General features: G+C 63.5%; 21 protein-coding genes, 1 tRNA gene and 2 pseudogenes. 12 read left to right on the top strand and 12 right to left on the bottom strand.

Annotation, left to right across the window (positions count from 1 at the left end):
- A pseudogene (locus tag BLA60_RS45165) lies at window positions 1-327 on the top strand (hypothetical protein); the annotation flags it as partial.
- A 172-nt stretch (window positions 328-499) separates the two neighbouring features.
- Here the strand turns inward: BLA60_RS45165 and BLA60_RS46025 are convergent.
- Window positions 500-676 carry a hypothetical protein gene (locus tag BLA60_RS46025; protein WP_245812477.1) on the bottom strand — a complete coding sequence of 59 codons (177 nt, stop codon included), beginning with the start codon at window positions 674-676 and terminating at the stop codon, window positions 500-502.
- Here BLA60_RS46025 and BLA60_RS46020 point away from each other — a divergent pair.
- Window positions 629-730, top strand: a pseudogene (locus BLA60_RS46020) (rhodanese-like domain-containing protein); the annotation flags it as partial. The gene BLA60_RS46025 and the pseudogene BLA60_RS46020 overlap by 48 nt on opposite strands.
- Window positions 731-1,000: 270 nt before the next feature.
- Here BLA60_RS46020 and BLA60_RS39355 read toward each other — a convergent pair.
- Genes BLA60_RS39355 through BLA60_RS39345 form a run of 3 tightly spaced genes read right to left on the bottom strand, consistent with a single transcriptional unit; the run spans window position 1,001 to window position 2,275 of the window.
- Window positions 1,001-1,459 (bottom strand): SRPBCC family protein, encoded by a 459-nt coding sequence (locus tag BLA60_RS39355; protein ID WP_075138187.1) that lies wholly within the window; start codon window positions 1,457-1,459, stop codon window positions 1,001-1,003.
- Between the two features lies 1 nt (window position 1,460).
- Entirely contained in the window at window positions 1,461-1,943 is a 483-nt protein-coding gene (locus tag BLA60_RS39350; RefSeq protein ID WP_075138186.1) for an SRPBCC family protein, read from the bottom strand.
- Window positions 1,940-2,275, bottom strand: a complete 336-nt coding sequence (locus BLA60_RS39345) for an ArsR/SmtB family transcription factor (protein ID WP_075138185.1) — start codon at window positions 2,273-2,275, stop codon at window positions 1,940-1,942. Before BLA60_RS39345 ends, BLA60_RS39350 begins: the two co-directional genes overlap by 4 nt.
- A 234-nt stretch (window positions 2,276-2,509) precedes the next feature.
- Here BLA60_RS39345 and BLA60_RS45160 point away from each other — a divergent pair, with 234 nt between their 5' ends.
- Complete coding sequence (locus BLA60_RS45160; RefSeq protein ID WP_075138184.1) at window positions 2,510-2,791, top strand: class I SAM-dependent methyltransferase; 282 nt, start codon at window positions 2,510-2,512, stop codon at window positions 2,789-2,791.
- A gap of 1,549 nt (window positions 2,792-4,340) precedes the next feature.
- On the opposite strand, the gene BLA60_RS42805 is transcribed toward BLA60_RS45160, so the two are convergent.
- On the bottom strand, window positions 4,341-4,856 hold the full coding sequence (locus tag BLA60_RS42805) for a DUF4145 domain-containing protein (RefSeq protein ID WP_154814918.1): 516 nt from the start codon (window positions 4,854-4,856) through the stop codon (window positions 4,341-4,343).
- 112 nt (window positions 4,857-4,968) lie between these two features.
- Between BLA60_RS42805 and BLA60_RS44055 the strand changes: the two genes are divergently transcribed.
- From BLA60_RS44055 to BLA60_RS39310, 6 genes are all read left to right on the top strand, one after another.
- Window positions 4,969-5,517 carry a hypothetical protein gene (locus BLA60_RS44055; RefSeq protein ID WP_154814917.1) on the top strand — a complete coding sequence of 183 codons (549 nt, stop codon included), beginning with the start codon at window positions 4,969-4,971 and terminating at the stop codon, window positions 5,515-5,517.
- A 402-nt stretch (window positions 5,518-5,919) separates the two neighbouring features.
- A complete protein-coding gene (locus BLA60_RS39330) occupies window positions 5,920-6,132 on the top strand; it encodes a hypothetical protein (RefSeq protein WP_075138182.1) in 213 nt (70 codons plus the stop codon).
- Between the two features lie 2 nt (window positions 6,133-6,134).
- Window positions 6,135-6,506, top strand: coding sequence for an effector-associated constant component EACC1 (locus BLA60_RS39325; protein WP_075138181.1), 372 nt, complete (start codon window positions 6,135-6,137; stop codon window positions 6,504-6,506).
- Complete coding sequence (locus tag BLA60_RS39320) at window positions 6,499-8,058, top strand: caspase, EACC1-associated type (RefSeq protein WP_075138180.1); 1,560 nt, start codon at window positions 6,499-6,501, stop codon at window positions 8,056-8,058. The genes BLA60_RS39325 and BLA60_RS39320 overlap by 8 nt, the downstream gene beginning before the upstream one ends.
- On the top strand, window positions 8,055-8,333 hold the full coding sequence (locus BLA60_RS39315) for a hypothetical protein (protein WP_075138179.1): 279 nt from the start codon (window positions 8,055-8,057) through the stop codon (window positions 8,331-8,333). The genes BLA60_RS39320 and BLA60_RS39315 overlap by 4 nt, the downstream gene beginning before the upstream one ends.
- Window positions 8,334-8,468: 135 nt before the next feature.
- Complete coding sequence (locus BLA60_RS39310) at window positions 8,469-8,786, top strand: hypothetical protein (protein WP_245812476.1); 318 nt, start codon at window positions 8,469-8,471, stop codon at window positions 8,784-8,786.
- 990 nt (window positions 8,787-9,776) lie between these two features.
- Here the strand turns inward: BLA60_RS39310 and BLA60_RS39300 are convergent.
- From BLA60_RS39300 to BLA60_RS44050, 3 genes are all read right to left on the bottom strand, one after another.
- Entirely contained in the window at window positions 9,777-11,159 is a 1,383-nt protein-coding gene (locus BLA60_RS39300) for a hypothetical protein (protein ID WP_075138176.1), read from the bottom strand.
- A gap of 246 nt (window positions 11,160-11,405) precedes the next feature.
- On the bottom strand, window positions 11,406-11,978 hold the full coding sequence (locus BLA60_RS39295) for an ApeA N-terminal domain 1-containing protein (protein WP_162293082.1): 573 nt from the start codon (window positions 11,976-11,978) through the stop codon (window positions 11,406-11,408).
- 516 nt (window positions 11,979-12,494) lie between these two features.
- A complete protein-coding gene (locus BLA60_RS44050; protein WP_154814916.1) occupies window positions 12,495-12,899 on the bottom strand; it encodes a hypothetical protein in 405 nt (134 codons plus the stop codon).
- 85 nt (window positions 12,900-12,984) lie between these two features.
- Between BLA60_RS44050 and BLA60_RS39290 the strand changes: the two genes are divergently transcribed.
- Window positions 12,985-13,335, top strand: a complete 351-nt coding sequence (locus BLA60_RS39290) for an integrase core domain-containing protein (RefSeq protein ID WP_075138175.1) — start codon at window positions 12,985-12,987, stop codon at window positions 13,333-13,335.
- Window positions 13,336-13,899: 564 nt separating this feature from the next.
- On the opposite strand, the gene BLA60_RS44045 is transcribed toward BLA60_RS39290, so the two are convergent.
- Both BLA60_RS44045 and BLA60_RS42800 read right to left on the bottom strand, forming a co-directional pair.
- A complete protein-coding gene (locus tag BLA60_RS44045; RefSeq protein ID WP_154814915.1) occupies window positions 13,900-14,178 on the bottom strand; it encodes a hypothetical protein in 279 nt (92 codons plus the stop codon).
- A 32-nt stretch (window positions 14,179-14,210) separates the two neighbouring features.
- Entirely contained in the window at window positions 14,211-14,660 is a 450-nt protein-coding gene (locus BLA60_RS42800; RefSeq protein ID WP_211289009.1) for a hypothetical protein, read from the bottom strand.
- Here BLA60_RS42800 and BLA60_RS46635 point away from each other — a divergent pair.
- On the top strand, window positions 14,585-14,836 hold the full coding sequence (locus BLA60_RS46635) for an NrtR DNA-binding winged helix domain-containing protein (RefSeq protein WP_483860505.1): 252 nt from the start codon (window positions 14,585-14,587) through the stop codon (window positions 14,834-14,836). The genes BLA60_RS42800 and BLA60_RS46635 overlap by 76 nt on opposite strands.
- A 354-nt stretch (window positions 14,837-15,190) precedes the next feature.
- Window positions 15,191-16,171, top strand: a complete 981-nt coding sequence (locus tag BLA60_RS39285) for a tyrosine-type recombinase/integrase (protein WP_162293081.1) — start codon at window positions 15,191-15,193, stop codon at window positions 16,169-16,171.
- Here BLA60_RS39285 and BLA60_RS39280 read toward each other — a convergent pair.
- Window positions 16,148-16,324, bottom strand: coding sequence for a hypothetical protein (locus tag BLA60_RS39280; RefSeq protein WP_154814914.1), 177 nt, complete (start codon window positions 16,322-16,324; stop codon window positions 16,148-16,150). The genes BLA60_RS39285 and BLA60_RS39280 overlap by 24 nt on opposite strands.
- Window positions 16,325-16,648: 324 nt before the next feature.
- Window positions 16,649-16,722 (bottom strand) — tRNA-Pro (locus tag BLA60_RS39275).
- Window positions 16,723-16,736: the final 14 nt, after the last annotated feature.

Below are 16,736 nucleotides of genomic sequence, written 5' to 3'. Positions count from 1 at the left end.
GAGCGGTTCGACCTCGACCCGACCAAGAAGGGCCGCACCTACTCCAAGGGAAACCGGCAGAAGGTCGCGATCGTGGCTGTTGACCAACGGGATTCGGTCGGTGCGGCCGTGCCGGGTGCAGTTGTCGTTGATCCAGCGGACGAGCTCGCCGAGCTGGGCGTTGGTGGTGCCGGTGCTTTGCGCCTGGCAGGGCTGGTCTTGGAGGACACGGCGGCGTTGCTGTGTGCGAGATGGGAGAACAGGAGGGGCCGGTCGGCGGGCTGTAGGTGCGCCGAGGCCGTGGTCACCCCAGCCCGGCCGCCCGCGCCAGCGACCGGGCCAGGGTGATGCCGGCTCGGGCGCGGGCGAAGGATCCTGCGGACCGGTGCCGGTCGCGCAACTCCGGCGTCGCCGAGTCCAGGGAGATCTGCAGACCCTCATACAGGCCAAACCTGGTCGCGATCCGCCGCGAGGGCACCAAGATCTACTACCGGCTCGCCGGTACCGACGTCGCCGCGCTCTACACGCTGGTCCGCGCGGTCGCGAACGAGCATCTGCCGATGTCGAAGCTGCCCGCGCCGCCTACCTCGGCCCGGACACCGAGCAGGTCACCCGGACCGAGCTGCTGCGCCGCGCCGAGTCGGGCACGGTGACCGTGCTCGACGTACGACCGCGCGAGGAATACGAGGCCGGCCACATCCCCGGCGCGATCTCCATCCCGGTCGAGGAACTGGTCGACCGGCTCGCCGATCTGCCCTCAGACCGGGAGATCGTCGCCTACTGCCGCAGCGCCTACTGCGTGCTCGCCCACGACGCGGTCTTCCTGCTCACCACCCACGACCGGCGTGCCCCGCCGGCTGGCCGACGGCATGCTCGAATGGCGCCTGGCCGACCTGCCGGTAGCCACCTGACTCAACTTCTTCGCATCTTCTTCGAGGCGGTGTCGGACCGGGCATACCGGTGTTCATCTTCTGGGCGATGCGGCCCACGACCTGTAAGGGCTCCCTTGGGACACGCCGTCCTACGCCCCGGATCGCTGTTGCTGGGATTCGAGGTGTCGCTTCAGGTTCGCGACGTTGGTCGGCATTTCCTTCTGTCCTTGACGGCGCAAGAGCAGCGGGACCAGCACCTTGCCGATGCCGTGCCTCTCGAAGCCGACCGCGATGGTCAGTCTGGACCTGGTCTCGGTCAGCGGTGCCACCGCGAGGTCGACGGTGGCGCCGATGGGTCCGTCGAGACCGTGCACTCCCCACGTCGTCGGTGGGTCGATGTGAGTCAGTTCTGAAGTCACCGGCCGTTCGGCTCCGCCGATACGGCGGGTGGTCACGCACTTGGTGCCCGACCGCAGGGCACCGGCATGGTCCATGTGACCGTCAACGACGCCTGCCTGCCATTCCGGAAATCGAGTCGGGTCGGTGGCATAGGCGAAGACCTCGGCAGCGGGCCGGTCCACGTCCACCGTGGCGATGACCGGCGACATGTCAGCTCTCCTGCTCGAACAGGGCGGCGTAGCGAGCCAGGTACAGCGGCCAGCCCTGGTCGCCGTCGACGCCCTCGCCGACCGACTGCCATCCGGGGCCATGACAGTCGAGGTGGCGGTGTTCCAGTTCGACCCGGGTTCGGGTCGGGCCTTCGGAGACGAATCGGACCTCGACCTCGCTGGTCAGTTCCGGGTCGGTCTCGATCTGCCACTGCGGGCCGATGTCCCAACTGAACACCACGCGATGTGGTGGTTCGTAGGCCAGGATACGTGCCCAGCGGCATTCGCTGCCGTCGGCCGCGCGGTCGACGATGTGCCCACCGACGCGCGGCTCGAACACCGTCTCGGTGATGGGCGTTTGGAGCAGGTTGTGTTCCGGTGGCTTGAAGTCGCCGAATCGTTCGGTGAACGTCGTGAAAGCCTGCGTGACCGCGGCGTTGACCACGACCTGTTTGCGGACCGCCATGGCCTCGGTTCGGGTCATGAACCCTCCTCCGTCATTTCGTCGGCAGCGTGTTCGGTGACATCCACGTAGCTGGTCAGCGCCCGCTGCCAGTAGGTGTCGAGCTGATCGCGCAACGCGGCCACCGCCGTGGGGTTGAGCCGGTAGATCCGTCGCGTGCCGGCCGGGTGCTCGCTGACGAGGCCGGCGTCCTTGAGGATCTTCAGGTGCTGGGAGACCGCGGACCTGGTGACGGGCAGTTGCGCGGCGAGTTGTCCCACCGCCTGCGGTCCCTCGGCCAGGCGGCTGACGATGGCACGCCTGGTGCCATCCGCCAGCGCGCTCCAACCGTCTCCTACTCGGTCAGTATCCACTAACGGTTAGAGTTCACTAACGGAGCTGGACAGTCAAGTCCCTGCATGGCTCGTGCCGCGTCAGCCACGGTGCCGTTGTTGTGTCGCGGCACAGCCTGCCCGTGCCGCGCAGAACCTTGCGGTCGTCCCGCCCAGGACGGCCGAGCAAGCCCTTCTGCGGCAACGCATTCTCGACAACTACGTTCTCGAGGTGGCGGTGGGCACGGCCGCAACCTGGCGTTCTACCCGGACGGCGTGCGGTTGACCGGGACCGACTTCAGTCCGGCCGTGCTGGAGCACGCCCGGCCTCGGGCGGCCGAACTGGGTCGCGAGATCGACTTGCGCGAGGCGATGCTCGGCGACTACCAAACCCGCCGCCCGCTGCCGCTGTCCCTGTGTGCCTGCGAACAAACCGACTCCCGGCCGCCGCCGAACTGCACCCGCTCGAAGAACCCAATGTCGCGGCCATACCGCGGCGCGTACTTGTCCCACTTCGCCCGCAACCGGTCACCGCTCAGTGCCTTACCCATCGTCTGATTCCTTGACTGGCCGGAGCAGGCGGCAACGGCTCCACCACCGCCCACCCCGCATCAGTCAGATCCGACGGGTACCGCTGCTCACGCGCCATCCACCACACCTGGCCGAACCCGCCACCAAGATCAACCGGCCACACCGACCAAGATCTCAAACACGCTCTAAGGCCACTCTCGACCGCCTCACCGCGACCGTTCCGTTACCGAGAAACGCACCTGCCACAACGAACAACCATGGAGAACGCTTACCGGCTGAGCTCCTCACTCAGAGCCGCATAGCGAACCTGAATCCACTCCAGGCCATGCACATTTCGAACCTCCCAGAACGTCCTCAGCAAACGAAAGAGTCCATCGATGGCTATCGCATTCTCCTCGCTATCAAGTTTGGCGGTCGAAGATTTTCGGAATCCACTAGGCATTACATTGAGAAGCACAAGAGGCTGCCATCCCAAGTTCAGACCCCTGCCGAGTTCAAGCACAAGCCACTCTCGAGAACCATCCAAAAGCCGCCATGAACTACCCACATCGCAACCTGAAACGAACGCGGCAGCAGTCACAAATGATCCATCCAAACCGAGAGCCGCAGGTGACCTGTGCGCTACACTGAAATATTCTGGATAATCCATCTCTGCCTTCTCAGAATCCGAAAATCTAGATCTTGACGATAATCGAATGTGTTTTTGTATTCATCAATCGGAACCCCGTAGCGGTCACTGAGTTTGTCATGGACCCTCCCGTCTCGGGCAGTCTTCCGAATCGGCCGTCTTTGGTGGCGATGGGCTACGAGATTTCCGCCAGCCATTCCGAGTCGCCGGCCGGGGACACAACCGGATGAATCCCTGCTCGAGACAGTATCCAGACTGGAGAATTCAGCTCGAATGAATCCTCCAGCCCTCAGCTCAGATGACGCCCTGAGGAAACCCGCAGTGAGGACCTCCCCGCCGAAAAACTCTCCAAGCTTCCATGCTGCCGGAACAGTCAGGAAAGACCTCAATCCGAAAACGAGGTTCCCAACCCACAGCGAGATGTCCGGAGTCACCGAAGGTCACCTCCGACACGACCGGCCGAAGCCGCTCGAAGATCCCATTCAACTTCGCAGCCCGCGAATCATATACGGTCCCGAACTGTTCAAATGCTTCCGAACCCGCTCCCCGTTGCGGATACCTCATGTCGCGAGACCCCAGAATCACCTGCCCTTCCTGCAAGATCCGAAAAGGACACTGCATGTGTAAACCGATCACGTCACCACGAAGCCCAGCAAACTCAACCACACCCATGCCTGCAGCCCTGCCGACAGAGTGAACTTTCGCACCCTGGAGGAGTCCTCGGGTCTCAGCCATCTGATCGTCAACAGCCACCGAACAACCCCTTTCCCTCTTCCACGATTCGGTGATAGTCGTACCCCTGCCTAGTGACTCTATCATGCAGGGATCGACGCTCTGCGGGCGTTATCTCCCGACCAATGCTTCGTTCGACCTCGTGCAGCGCATCCCCTGAATTCCTTGTTCTCTGCCTGATTTCCTCGCGACGCATGATAGCCATCGTCATCGAGATCACCCGGATCCCAGTTCCTCTTGATATTCTCGAGCTCCCTCATTCCCAAGAACACGAAGCGCTTTCGACCACTCAACGAGGCGCGGATCAAGCGCTCCACTATCCTGCATCATCGCGAGCGATTTCATTAGATTTCGCTCCGCTATTCCATGAAGAGCCGCCACGCCTTCCAAGGTTCTACGAACCATAACCACGACCGCCGTGAAGGCATTCGCCTCCAAGCATTTAGTGGCCTCCGCGTGCTCTTGCCTCAACTCTTTAGGTATCGACCAGCTAAGCCTCCTAGGCGCTCCTGGCCAAACCCTGTCCATGTCATCCCAGGCATCTCCATCAGCTTGATATTGCCTAAAGACAAGCGGACCCCCGCATTCGTCACATGATACCAGGGTGGTCCTTTCCGGAATGAAGGTACGTGGACCGTCATCATGCACAACACCTGCCTCAGTCGCGTTTACCGCCTTTTTGCAGTAGTAACAGCGCACAAAGTGCTTCACTATAGCCCACGGGTCACTCATGGACGTTCCATCGAAACTGAACGACACTCCGTTACCTCGCGTTGCAAGAATGTTGCCAGCCACAGCGCGCGTCGTTCACCGCCACCATGCCCGAGAGTCGACACTGTTCACCATGCTAATCAGCCTTGCCGACGAAGCTACGGCAGCCGACTGGATTGCGGCCATCGGGCAAGCAGTCGGCGCAGTGTTCACCGCAGCAGCGGTCGCTGTTGCCCTATGGATCGCGCTTTCGGATCGTCGACGACAGACGCGAGCGGACTCGGAGAAGTCGTGGCGCGAAGCCCGCATGGTTCGAGTCGGCGGCACTGGCGTCAGAGAGGTTGGACATGATGAAAATGGATACCAATACGAACTGATGATCTACTTCACGAACTACAGCGAACAACCCATCTTCGACGTCCACGCGGAGGTGTGGCCGTCGGGCACAGCAGTGGACAAGCAACCAAGCTGGGCGGTCCAATCTGAGATCGTTCAACCCGGAGAACCAGCAGAGCCAAAGCGCTACTTCATGATGAAGGTGAGCACCCCGACACCTCCGCCTCTGGCACTGACGGCATGGCGGCTGCGCTGGAGCGATGCCGCCGGGCATCAATGGTGTGTCGATGAGCCCCGCCAGATACAACCACAGCCCTTCAAGGGGCAGGCTCCCCGCCTCTACTAGGCCGGACCCAACTGGCATCGCATAGTCACTCAGTTAGTCACTCGGAGACGCGTCAGGCCCTGTCCGCTGAACTGCGAACAGGGCCTGACCTGCGTAAACGACCGTCGGGCTGACAGGATTTGAACCTGCGACCCCTTGACCCCCAGCGTCGTTATCACAATCCCCTGACCTGCGGAAATAGAGAATCCCCTGCGTAAAGGAGGGTAGTTCAAGTCTGTTGAATGCAGTTCACGTCACCAACAGCATAGTGAACTCTCCCGATTTTCTCCTTCTCCTTCATCCACACTTGATCGCCCACAGCCGAATATTTTCCGTGTTTCTCCCCGGCCGAACCATCGTGACCGCATGGCCTCCATGTGCCAACCACCCCCGTGCCCCCAAGCCCGTGGTACGACTTGTCGTATGGCTACCTACCGCACCAAGGACGGTCACACCGTGGGCCTGGGCGCCACCGTGTGGGGTATCAACGGACAGGGTCCCTTCATTCTCGCCGCGCCCGACTCAGCTCCGCCCCACTGGGTCTGCGTGGTCAGCGTCGACGGCGAGGACTATCGCCTGCACGCTCCCGAAGACATCACGCTCTACTACAACGTGAACCGACGGGTGGAGATCTGACCATGCCTGAACCGCTTCCCGACCAGGGTGCCGCCCGCGTGCCGTACGCCTGCACGGTGACGGTCTCCGAGCTGGCCGACGTCGGTCCGCTGTTCCGCCGCCTCACCACCATCCCCGAGGCCACCGTCACCAGGCAACACGCCCGCCCCGAAGACGACGAACTCGGCGGCGCCGAGGTCCTACAACTGCTCGTGCCGTCCGCAGCGGTGCTCAGCCTCGTCATCCGGACTCTGCCGGCATTCATCCGGTCCCGGCGCTCGTCGGTCACCGTGACGATCACCCGAGGCGACCGGTCGGTGACCGTCGACGGCACCAACCTCCCTGACCCCGAGGAAGTCCTGGAGATCACCCAGCGTCTGATCGGCGATGACTGACCTGGCGCACCGGGACTTTTCCCGGTCACGTGCGGTCCTCATGGGCACATGGGAATACCAGGACTTCGACCAGGTTCCCGCGGTCAACCGCAGCTTCCACCGGATGCTGGACCTGCTCCATGACCCCGTGTGCGGCCCATGGCCGAACGACGACTCCGCCATCAGGCTGTTCGCCAACCGTCCCACCCTCGACAAGATCCGCGTCGAACTCATCGACACGTTCCTCGAAGCCACCGACGTCCTGTTCTTCTACTACGTCGGACACGGGATCTACGATCACCGCGAACGGTTGCACCTCACCGTGGGCGACACCCGGACCGATACGAACTACGTCGCTGCCACGGGCCTGCCGTTCGAGGCCGTGCGGGACGCGTTCCGTGCCAGCAAGGCCACCGTCAAGATCGCGGTGCTCGACTGTTGCTACGCGGGACTCGCCACCGAGGAGTACGGCCGTCTGTCCGCCAGCCGTCTGCCCCCGGTGTCCGGTGCCTACGTGTTGATGAGCAGCAGCGCGTTCGAGACCTCCTGGCACGAGCCGGAGACGGTCGCTGACGCACAGACCTGCTTCACCAAGGCCCTTGTCCAAACGGTGCGCGAGGGCATCCCCGGCGCACCCACCCAACTCACCTTCGACCACATCTTCACCGTGGTCGCCGACCGACTGATCGAGGACGGCAGACCCGAGCCTGGCCGACGCATCGAGGATCACGCGGCCAACTGGGTGTTCGCCAACAACAACTCCCCCGACCTCCCGACCGGGCCCGCCACCGACCTGAACACCGTCTTCCAGGAGGCCTACCGCCAGGAGACCAGAGACGGAATCGAGAGACTGCCGATGATCACCGCGACGTACCGCGCGGCAGCCGAAGCCGGTCACGCTCCTTCGATGAACCGGCTCGGGCAGATCGCCGAGGGCCGAATCCAGGCCAGGATGCAGGGTGTCGAGCCAGGGCCGATTACCGGGAAAGCCCTCCTGGAAGCCACGCACTGGTACACGAAGGCCTCGGAGGCCGGCGACCCCGTCGGTCCGCTACACCTCGGACAGCTCTACGAGCAGCGATACAAGGATCCGCGCCAGGCCGTGTTCTGGTATGACCTCGCCGCGCGCCGAGGCAACGGCGCCGCCAAGGAACTACTGGCAGGACTACGGCAACGCATCCGCCTCGGGATCGCCTCCACGGACCCCGAGACCGTGCGCCACGAGAAAGAGTCGGCGCCCACACGCCCCCGCCCCACCGCCGAGACGTCACGCCAAGGCTGGCTGGCCGACTGGGATGGCAGTACAGCGCTGGCAACCGCTCAGTGCCTCGACGTCCTCCTCGACGCCTGCGGCGGTCCGCACGGCGAGTGGTCCACCCTCACCACCCCAGAGCAGGAGCGCGTCCTCATCGACTTCCTCGCCCAACGGCCCCCCAAGGCCACTCTGGCGCGCGCGGCGCGCGACTACTACAACGCCGCCGGCCCGGGGAAGCTCCGCGACCACGCAGCCGGACTCCCCCGCACGACACCGAGCAACGAGGTGACCCAACCACACCCCAGGAGAGCACCATGACGACCCCCGACGTCAGCCCGGAACTCCGCCAATCCCTCGAACGTCATCGGTTCTCGCTACGACCAAGGCTCGGCGAGGACAAGGTGGACGTGGTCTGCGAGGAGAACGCGGAGACCTTCCACGCCGGCTGGGCGGAACACCACCTCGGCCTGTGGTCGGCCTTCGCCGTCGTCCGAAACACCGGACTTCTCCGTGTGGACGAGGTCGGCCGCCGCCACGAATCGTTCGAGGATGCGGTGCTCGACGTCCTGATGAGTTTCACCCACCTCGAATAGGAGGCCACCGTGCCAGTGGAACCGCGGTTTCGTGACCAGATCAGATGCCTCGTCCTCAAGGACCGCCGGACGAAGGCACTCAACGACGCCCTCTCACCGGAAGACAGAATCGCCTTCAACGGATTCCTCGTCTCCGTGACCGCAGTGCTCGTCGGACCACGACTGGCCAACCCCAGCGACATCAACGACATCGCCAGGTTCAGCAAACAGGTCGCGACCGCGCACCGCCGTGAGCGACGGCCGGTCAACGAGTTCGTGATCGAGGAAATCCTGCGCGAGATCTACGGGTTCCCACCGCTCTTCCGGACTTTCCAGCCGCCACCCGCCGCACTGTCCAACGCCGGCGCGGCGATCGTGCGCCACCTGACCAACACGGATGCCCGTGTCGCCGCCACCATCGACCACATCCTCGACACCGCAGAAGATTTCCACGAACGCCGCGTCCGACGCTGACCGGTACAGACCAGCCGATGTCACGTCGGTGGCGGCGGTGACGACGGGATGGCGCACCGCAGGCGTCTGATCGTTCGCAGGATCTCGTCGCGGTTCTTCGCAGTCTTGAGCCAGGTAGGTAGTCGTTCGACCAAGCTCTGCGGCGCTCCGGGTTCCATCCTGCCGCGCTCACGCAACCGGGCCGCCACGTACGACTTCAGCAGGTCGAGGTGGCGGCCGTTGTACGCCCACAACACATGTCCTCGACATGTCGCCCGTAACCAGACCGGCCGTCGGAACCAGGGATCGACCGGGCCGCCAACAACGACGGAGTTGACCGTCTTGTCCTTGGCGTAACCACACGCCGCGCAGCGCAGGCGCCGTCGGACGCTCGACCTCTCGGGGCACGGCGCGACAACCGCACAGCCATCGCAGTGAGGGCAGACCACCAGCACCTCGTCGACGAAATCATACCCGTACTTACGCTCCCGCCGATCCCGAAACCGACCAGGTTCCGTCACGCTTCCAACCACCCGGTCATTTTGTCAAAAGTGCGCCGAGGTGACCACAAACCAACATGCACGAATCGAACTTCAACCAGCGCCGATCCGGAGGCCCGGTGTTGGCGGCAGCAGACGACCTGACGCACGCCGTTGCAGGCCGTGCTGAACAGCTGTACGAGCAGCCCAAGAGCGGGCAGACCTGGACCCACGTGTTGCTCGCCAGTCGCACCGGCCTGCCGCCCGAAGACGGACGAGCCACCTTCGCATCACGATCGCCGTAGCCGCCGCGCTGGCCGCCGCCACGCTTGTGGTCCTGCGCGACCGGACGCTGCGAACCCGCCACCATCCGGTGCCCGCGAGAACGACCTGACAAACGACGACACGATCACCCTATATCAGAGCTACACGGCGGGCCGACCGTGTACGACTACGTCAACCAGTGGACCGTCGACATCACCGAGGTCCTCCGGCGCACCCATACCCACTTTCTCGCACGGATCGCCGCTGGTCATCGCTCGAGCCCGGAGCATCCGACAGATGAGAAACTCATGATATCCGCCACCCAGCGACCGTTCTCTCGATTCAGGTCGAGTTCCTCGATCCGACATTGTTCGTTGATGACGCCGGGGATGGCGCTGACTATCTTGATCTCTGCGGCACTGTCCTCCCTGACCTCGCCTGACTCCTCGCCCACAAGGTCGCTTAGCTCGATATCCTCCACTGCCAGACTCTGGATCCATTCTTCCAGATCCGGATTTTCCCCATACAACTCATCGAGCCATCGATCCATTCCTTGATCACATTTACCAAATGTCCATGTCCCCGAGGGGATGGCATCCTCGAATTCCATTTTGCTCTCGTCGGACATCAGGCCACACAGCTGTTCGACGTCCCGGTCCGCGAACGCATCCAGTACCGCTTCGGCGGTTTCCTGAGCACCAGCCGCACCGCGCTCCGTGCCGATCGTGGTCGGATCCGGAGGGCCGCTGCTGGCGGCGACCACCGCCCCGGTCGCGCCACCCAACAGGACCACGGCGGCTATGACCAACCAGACCAGGCCGCCGGTGCCGATGCGGATGTTGCGGCGCTTATCGATGTTTCCCCCGGCGAAATCGGCTCCGCGAATCGACAGGCGCCCGCTGCCGCCACTGACATTCACGGGGTGGTAGCGCCCCGCCTGTCCGACATTGCCCTGATGGACGGCCGGCATGCCCACAGGGAGAGGGATGGGGGCGGTCAGCGGCTCCGAAAGCACAGCCGGGTCGCCCGATTCCGCAATGTCGAGGCTGTCAGAATCGGGTGGGTACGGGCAGTCGGGCAGGGCGATCCACGCACGGTCGTGGACCTCCTTCACGGTCACGTCAACCGGCCGGAACGTGGCCAGATCCACCCTTGCGCTGTGCCGCACGACATCGTCGAAAATCAGTCGGGACACGATCATTCCCACGACGCCAGGCGATCGAACCAGCGCCTGCTTCAACGGCTCGGCGTCGAGCAGCCGGAAGGCCGTTGTCAGCGCGGTGGACGTGACACCGTGATCGTCGAAGGCGACCTCGCCGGCGTGGATCGCCAGGCGCAGTCGGGTCGCGGCCGCGCTGTGACTGGTGGCGTTATGCCCACGCGCCGCACGTGCCAGCGCCCCAGGCAACTCCTCCACCATCGGAGCCTTCGGAAACCTCGGCGGCACGAGCACGAACACGCTGTCGCCCCGGTCCTCGTGGTAGCACTCGTCCCAGGGCACCCCGGCGGCGGCCAACGCCTCGGCCACCATCGCATACAGCCCCGCCCGCGTGCGCACCTGGTGGGGCAGGGTGCGCGACGAGGCCCCAAACCCCTCGACGTCGACCAGAACCATGGTGTGGTGAACCGCGAAGTGACCAGCGTCAGCCATATCGATCCTCCGTCGGGAGAACGCCCAAGCACCGTGGAACTCAGGCCATGATGGCCCGCCCGGCCGTCGGACTCTGTGTCAGATGACGCGTAACCACAACCTCTGACGGGCTAACACCGTTAGCTTCGAACGCCGCTGGTGGCCAGCCGACGAGTTACGGCAGTGCACGGACAAGCTGCCGCCCGCCAAACTATCCGCCCTGCTCGGCGACTGGTCGCCGACGCGTTTAGCCCACACCCCTCACCCTCACAAGCAGAGGGCATTCGTGGTGGCCGACCTGGCAGGTGTGGACACCTGACCTACGGTGCACCGTGACCGACACTTCGCAGGGCCTCGCCGGGCATCCCGCCGAAGGCGCCGGCCGAGCCGGGCGCCTACGCCCAGCCACTCACGGGCGCGCAGTTGGCCGCCGTCGAGGACGCTGAAGGCCGGCGCTGCGCTGATCGCGCGGTCGTCGCCGCTCACGTGCGCACCGATGATCGCGGTGATGGACGCCACGGTCTGCTTGTCAGGGCTCTTCACCCGCGCGAACATCGTCCGCTTCACGCTCTTGGGAGCACAGCCTAGAAGGGTGATCTCGCGCTGCTCGGCTACGCCGTGAATGACGTCCCACGTCCTGGTGCCCTCGTGATACATCGTCACCCCCCGAGCAGGGGTCGACGTGATGCGGTCCTCGAAGGCGCCGATCAGAGAGAGCGAGAGGCCACCCTCAAGGTCGTACCGGAGCACTCCCGGGACCTGCTCGTCAGTGTTGTCCGGCAGCCACCACAGGCCAGCCCACTCGCCCGACTCGTCGAGATTCAGAGGATCGTTGGCCATCGTTCTCCCCCTGCGGCGAACACTTCTCCCCCGCTGCCAGGTGTTCCTTCGTGCCGGAGCTCGACCAGCACACTGCCCGCGCCTCAGCCGAGCGCGACGACAGGACGATCATCTTATGACTCGGCAACCTCATGCAATCCAGCTCCAGACCATCCAGAAGCGACAGCCCGAGAAAACCGAGACCCAGGCCTTCTTCCGGGCCCGCCATACGGACGGCCTGCTGAACGGCGAACGTCTGAGACATCCTCAGCTTGGGGAACCTCTCACTCAGGTTGTCCCGAAACGCCTGGACCGCTGGCCGCGGCCCCGAAGGTTGACACCACCGTCGAGCACACGCAACTGACCGCCTGTTCGACTTGGACGGCGCCGAAGGTGAGATGGCTTGATGATCACCATGAGAGCCGCCGCCAAGACCCAGCGGCCGTAACGTCGTCGGCGCGTTGTCGATGAGGGTAAGCCCGGCACCGAACACTGTGACCTCTAGCGGCGCGTTACGGAGCGGCATCGTGGCGGGTATTATCGCACCCTCCTCCAGATTCTCGAGGACCGCTTGCGAAACATGGGCTCCGAGACGCGTACTTCTCTTCCAGAGTTCCGCCAGCCGAAACATGCGTGATCGTCATGACCAACGTGCAACTCTAGGGTTTTCTCGCAGAACCCCTTTACTGTCTCGAGGATCATTGTTTCGTCATCCGGATCATCGGCATCAAACTCGACGGCATCAGAGTCATTTATGTCCAACAGAATGGTGGCCTCATTCAGTCGGATGTTGACCACATCGCCGTAAGCAGCGGCGGATTTCGCGGACAGTGCAGCATCGCCTTCGACTTGAAAAGTCGATACCTCCATCTCTTTCGCCGAAGCGCACCTCTCCAGGATTTCAACAAGGCTGCGATAAAGCTCGCCTGCATTCTGTTCCATACATCTACTTCCCAGACCAAAGGTCCCAATGCCTGACTTTAACATTCAGTCGCCTGCCACCGAACCAAGGTAGCCCTCGCTTGGAGTGGTCGAGAAGATCCAGACCGACAACGGTGCGGAGTTCCAGTCCACCTTCCACTGGCACGTCCTGGACCAGGGCATCGGCCACGTCTACATCCGGCCCGCCACACCGCGGCTCAACGGCAAAGTAGAACGCTCCCACCAGATCGACTCCGAAGAGTTCTACCGCCTCCTCGACGGCGTCGTCCAAGGCGACCTCGCCGTCTTCAACGACAAACTCAAGGAATGGGAGGACTACTACAACTACCACCGCCCCCACGGCAGCCTCGCCGGTCAGACACCTTATGAGAGGCTGCTACAGAAGACCCAACCCCACACCCAACCTGTCAACGACCAACAACAGCAGCACAGCTAGGGAAGGTGCCAGCGGAGGTAGTGAGTGCTCGTGGCTCGTCGCCTGAGGTGTTCGTGCACTCGTTGGAGCCCTGCCTAGCCGCGATCACCTCGGCAACGCCGTCGCGAGCTTGCGGCACGACCACCCGCACCCCAACGCATCGTGACCGTCCCCGGCGACGAACGCGGGTCACCGACCTCATCCGCGCGTATGGCGCGCGGCGCAGGCGGACGGGTCGCTGCGCCCCGACGCCCGAGCCGTCCACCGTCGGCCGGCTGCCCTGGCTCGACGCACAGGCGATCAGCAGCGGGCTCGGGCGGCGCGGTCGCACGTCCCGCTGCTGGAAACCGGCGAGCACCACCAACGGCCGCAACTCAGGTCGAGGTGTTGACGACGGACGATCGCGAGGTCCCGCCTATGCGGAGCGAGCGCTGGCCTGGGTCCGTGCCACACCGCGCGGCCGGACCGTGGCGCGACCAGTTCACGGCGCAACTTGGCGCCCAGCTGGGCGTAGACCCGTTGGTAGATCGCTAAACGAAAGATGAGGTCTGACCCGCTGAGATCCCACCATCGAATGACACTGCCTCACTCATTAAACCCGGACTGAAATCGATACCAATCTTCCCGGTGATCGCGCCATGCAGAACTCTCGTAGATCGCGCTTTTAGCCTCAGGCAACGTCATATCAAGAACACCTGCGGCAGCATATATTGTTTCAATTGGCGACAAACCTAGTTCACGCAGCTCTCGAAACACTATCTCCGGTTCATTTTTCGGACGATCCGCCATGCTTGATATCAATCTATCCAAGCGAATCCGATCCATACTTCCACTCTCCCAGAATTTGGAAACATCGAGCGTCATCTACCCGGGATAACGCGTGTAGCCGGTGCCATTCACCTTCGGAATATGGTGCTCATAATTAGCACGACAGTCTTAAATCCTTGATTTCTTGCCTGCTCCGGAATCGGACGCTTGATTTGCCGAATCGCATCAGATCCGACTGGTTCTTGATTAAGCCCTTGCGCCCCTTTCGCAAATACTATCAGCCCGTCAAGATGCACAGTATCCCCCACCATCCTGACCGTCGCCATGGTTTCAATATTCTGACCACCGACGTCAAACGAACCATCCCAGATTCCTCCATCAGTAAACGGCGAACATCCACTGTTGTGAACAAGGATCGGCGCGCTACCGGCCAGTACATAGTACGTGTGGATGTCGTCGACGGTGAGGTTGTAGGCAATGGCGGTGCGGACGGAAGGGAGGAGTGGGCCGTTCGCCGGGTCTACGAGGTGATCTGGGATTTCGGCCTCGACCCAGCAACTTCCGGCGGAAACTGACACGCACGGACGGATTCCTCGAACCCACCGGGGACTTCCGGGTGGCCACCACCGGCCGCCCGGCGGCCCTGTACCGCCGGGGCCCGCCATGCTACTGCTCCCCCCGTTTCTCCACCCCCACGACGACACCCACACCTCGACCTGATTACTACTCGACGACCCGCGCAATTGATGCCTGAAGCTCAGTACGACACCCTCGACGACATCGCCGCCCCTGGGTCCACCATGGTCCTTGCCGCCGCCGATGCGCTCATCCGGCCTGAACAAACGTACACCGACCTGCCGGAGTCACGATCCTGCAGGTCAGCACGCTACTTGATCTACATTTATGAGAATTTCCACGGCGACAGGCAGCCGTTGTCGCACACAGGAAAACCATCCCCTCTGCGCCATTCCAACCACAGCTCCGCTAACAGACCGGCCCCATGTCACTCTTTCGGGTGTCATCACGGTCAGCCGCTTGGGTGCTTGCGTTCTCGTCGTCGTCGGAGGATCACAGAGATAGTGGCTGGTCTTGCGTGGAGGTGGGTGTCGTGGCGTGGATCGAGCGGACTAGTGGTGAGCACTGGCGAGTCCGTTACCGCAGCAACGGATCGGTCACGTCGGAAGGCGGGTTCACCAGCGTGACAGCCGCCCAGCACCGCGCCCGCGAGATCGAAGTCGGCCTCCGGCACCGAGCCTTTCGCGACCCGGCGCCGGCACGGACGACTCTCGATGACTGGCTCACCCGTTGGTGGCACACCCTGTCCGTGGACGACCTCACGGTCGAGAACTACGCCTACCTCATCGGCAAACACATCCGTCCTCGGTTCGGCCACACCACGCTGGGCGACATCCGCAGCAGCGACATCCAGCGCTGGGCCGCCGACCTCTACGCCTGCGGCTACCAACACACCACCGTCCACGGCCTACTCAGCCTTCTCGGCCGAATCCTCGGCGACGCGGTCGACGACGAACTCATCCCCGCCAACCCCGTCCGTCACCACCGCAACCGCGGCAAACGCGCCCACCACATCATCCGCGAAATGCTCTGGGCCACACCCGAAGAAGTCCTCCGCGGCGCCCTGCAAGCAGCACAACTACACCACCAGAGCAGCGCTCTACTCATCGTCACCGCCGCCTGGACCGGCTGCCGCTGGGGCGAACTCGCCGCACTCCAACGCCACAATACCCACCCCGACGACCGCACCATCGTCATCGACCCCGACACCGGCACACTCAAGGAAAGCTCCCGACGCCAATGGCTCGGCCCACCCAAAACCGCCGCCAGCGCCCGCACCATCACCCTGCCCGCCTTCCTCGCCGTCCTACTCAAACACCATCTCGAGACACACGACCACTCCCCCGTCTTCCCCAACACCGACGGCGGGTTCCTCTGGCGCTCCACCTGGCGCACCCGAACCTTCAACCCCGCATTCGACGGCAACCACCACCTGCCCAACCCACACACACGGCTCCATCCCATCCGGCCAGGCCTTACCTTCCACGAGCTACGACACAGCCACAAAACCTGACTCATCACCGCCGGCATCCCCGAAATCGCCCAAGCCCGACGCCTCGGCCATCGCCTGGACAAACGCGTCGTCGAGGTCTACAGCCACATCGCAAACGGAGTCGAAGCCCGCATCCAAACCGCCCTCAAACAGGCTTGGCTCGACGCCCGCCACACCATCGCCGCACACCCCACACCACCACCGGTCACACCCCGCACCGGCTTCGTCCGCCGACACCTACCCGACCACGACACCGGCACGCACCCCGCAAGCACCATCACGGGCTCCTCCACCCACATACCCAACCCAAGGGCCCCGACCAGCACGAACACCCCAACAACCGGACGAGGAAAGATCAGACATGGAGCAGCCACGCCCCACAACCACCCCAAACCCGATCAAGCACACACCTGACCACGATCACCAAAGATCAACCACACCAACAAGAAAGGGCCGCTGACCTGGCGAAACAACCACCAAGTCAACGGCCCACACCGGTCGGGCTGACAGGATTTGAACCTGCGACCCCTTGACCCCCAGTCAAGTGCGCTACCAAACTGCGCCACAGCCCGGCCGCACCCCACGT

The sequence above is a fragment of the Actinophytocola xinjiangensis genome, from assembly GCF_001921215.1.
Lineage (GTDB): Bacteria > Actinomycetota > Actinomycetes > Mycobacteriales > Pseudonocardiaceae > Actinophytocola > Actinophytocola xinjiangensis.
This window is presented reverse-complemented; position numbering and strand designations above follow the sequence as displayed.

Excerpts from the sequence above, each read along its gene's own strand:
- BLA60_RS39355 (WP_075138187.1), bottom strand. The coding sequence starts at position 1,459 with ATGTCGCCGGTCATCGCCACGGTGGACGTGGACCGGCCCGCTGCCGAG.
- BLA60_RS39350 (WP_075138186.1), bottom strand. The coding sequence starts at position 1,943 with ATGACCCGAACCGAGGCCATGGCGGTCCGCAAACAGGTCGTGGTCAAC.
- BLA60_RS42805 (WP_154814918.1), bottom strand. The coding sequence starts at position 4,856 with ATGAGTGACCCGTGGGCTATAGTGAAGCACTTTGTGCGCTGTTACTAC.
- BLA60_RS44055 (WP_154814917.1), top strand. The coding sequence starts at position 4,969 with ATGCTAATCAGCCTTGCCGACGAAGCTACGGCAGCCGACTGGATTGCG.
- BLA60_RS39330 (WP_075138182.1), top strand. The coding sequence starts at position 5,920 with ATGGCTACCTACCGCACCAAGGACGGTCACACCGTGGGCCTGGGCGCC.
- BLA60_RS39325 (WP_075138181.1), top strand. The coding sequence starts at position 6,135 with ATGCCTGAACCGCTTCCCGACCAGGGTGCCGCCCGCGTGCCGTACGCC.
- BLA60_RS39320 (WP_075138180.1), top strand. The coding sequence starts at position 6,499 with ATGACTGACCTGGCGCACCGGGACTTTTCCCGGTCACGTGCGGTCCTC.
- BLA60_RS39315 (WP_075138179.1), top strand. The coding sequence starts at position 8,055 with ATGACGACCCCCGACGTCAGCCCGGAACTCCGCCAATCCCTCGAACGT.
- BLA60_RS39300 (WP_075138176.1), bottom strand. The coding sequence starts at position 11,159 with ATGGCTGACGCTGGTCACTTCGCGGTTCACCACACCATGGTTCTGGTC.
- BLA60_RS39295 (WP_162293082.1), bottom strand. The coding sequence starts at position 11,978 with ATGGCCAACGATCCTCTGAATCTCGACGAGTCGGGCGAGTGGGCTGGC.
- BLA60_RS44050 (WP_154814916.1), bottom strand. The coding sequence starts at position 12,899 with ATGGAACAGAATGCAGGCGAGCTTTATCGCAGCCTTGTTGAAATCCTG.
- BLA60_RS44045 (WP_154814915.1), bottom strand. The coding sequence starts at position 14,178 with ATGACGCTCGATGTTTCCAAATTCTGGGAGAGTGGAAGTATGGATCGG.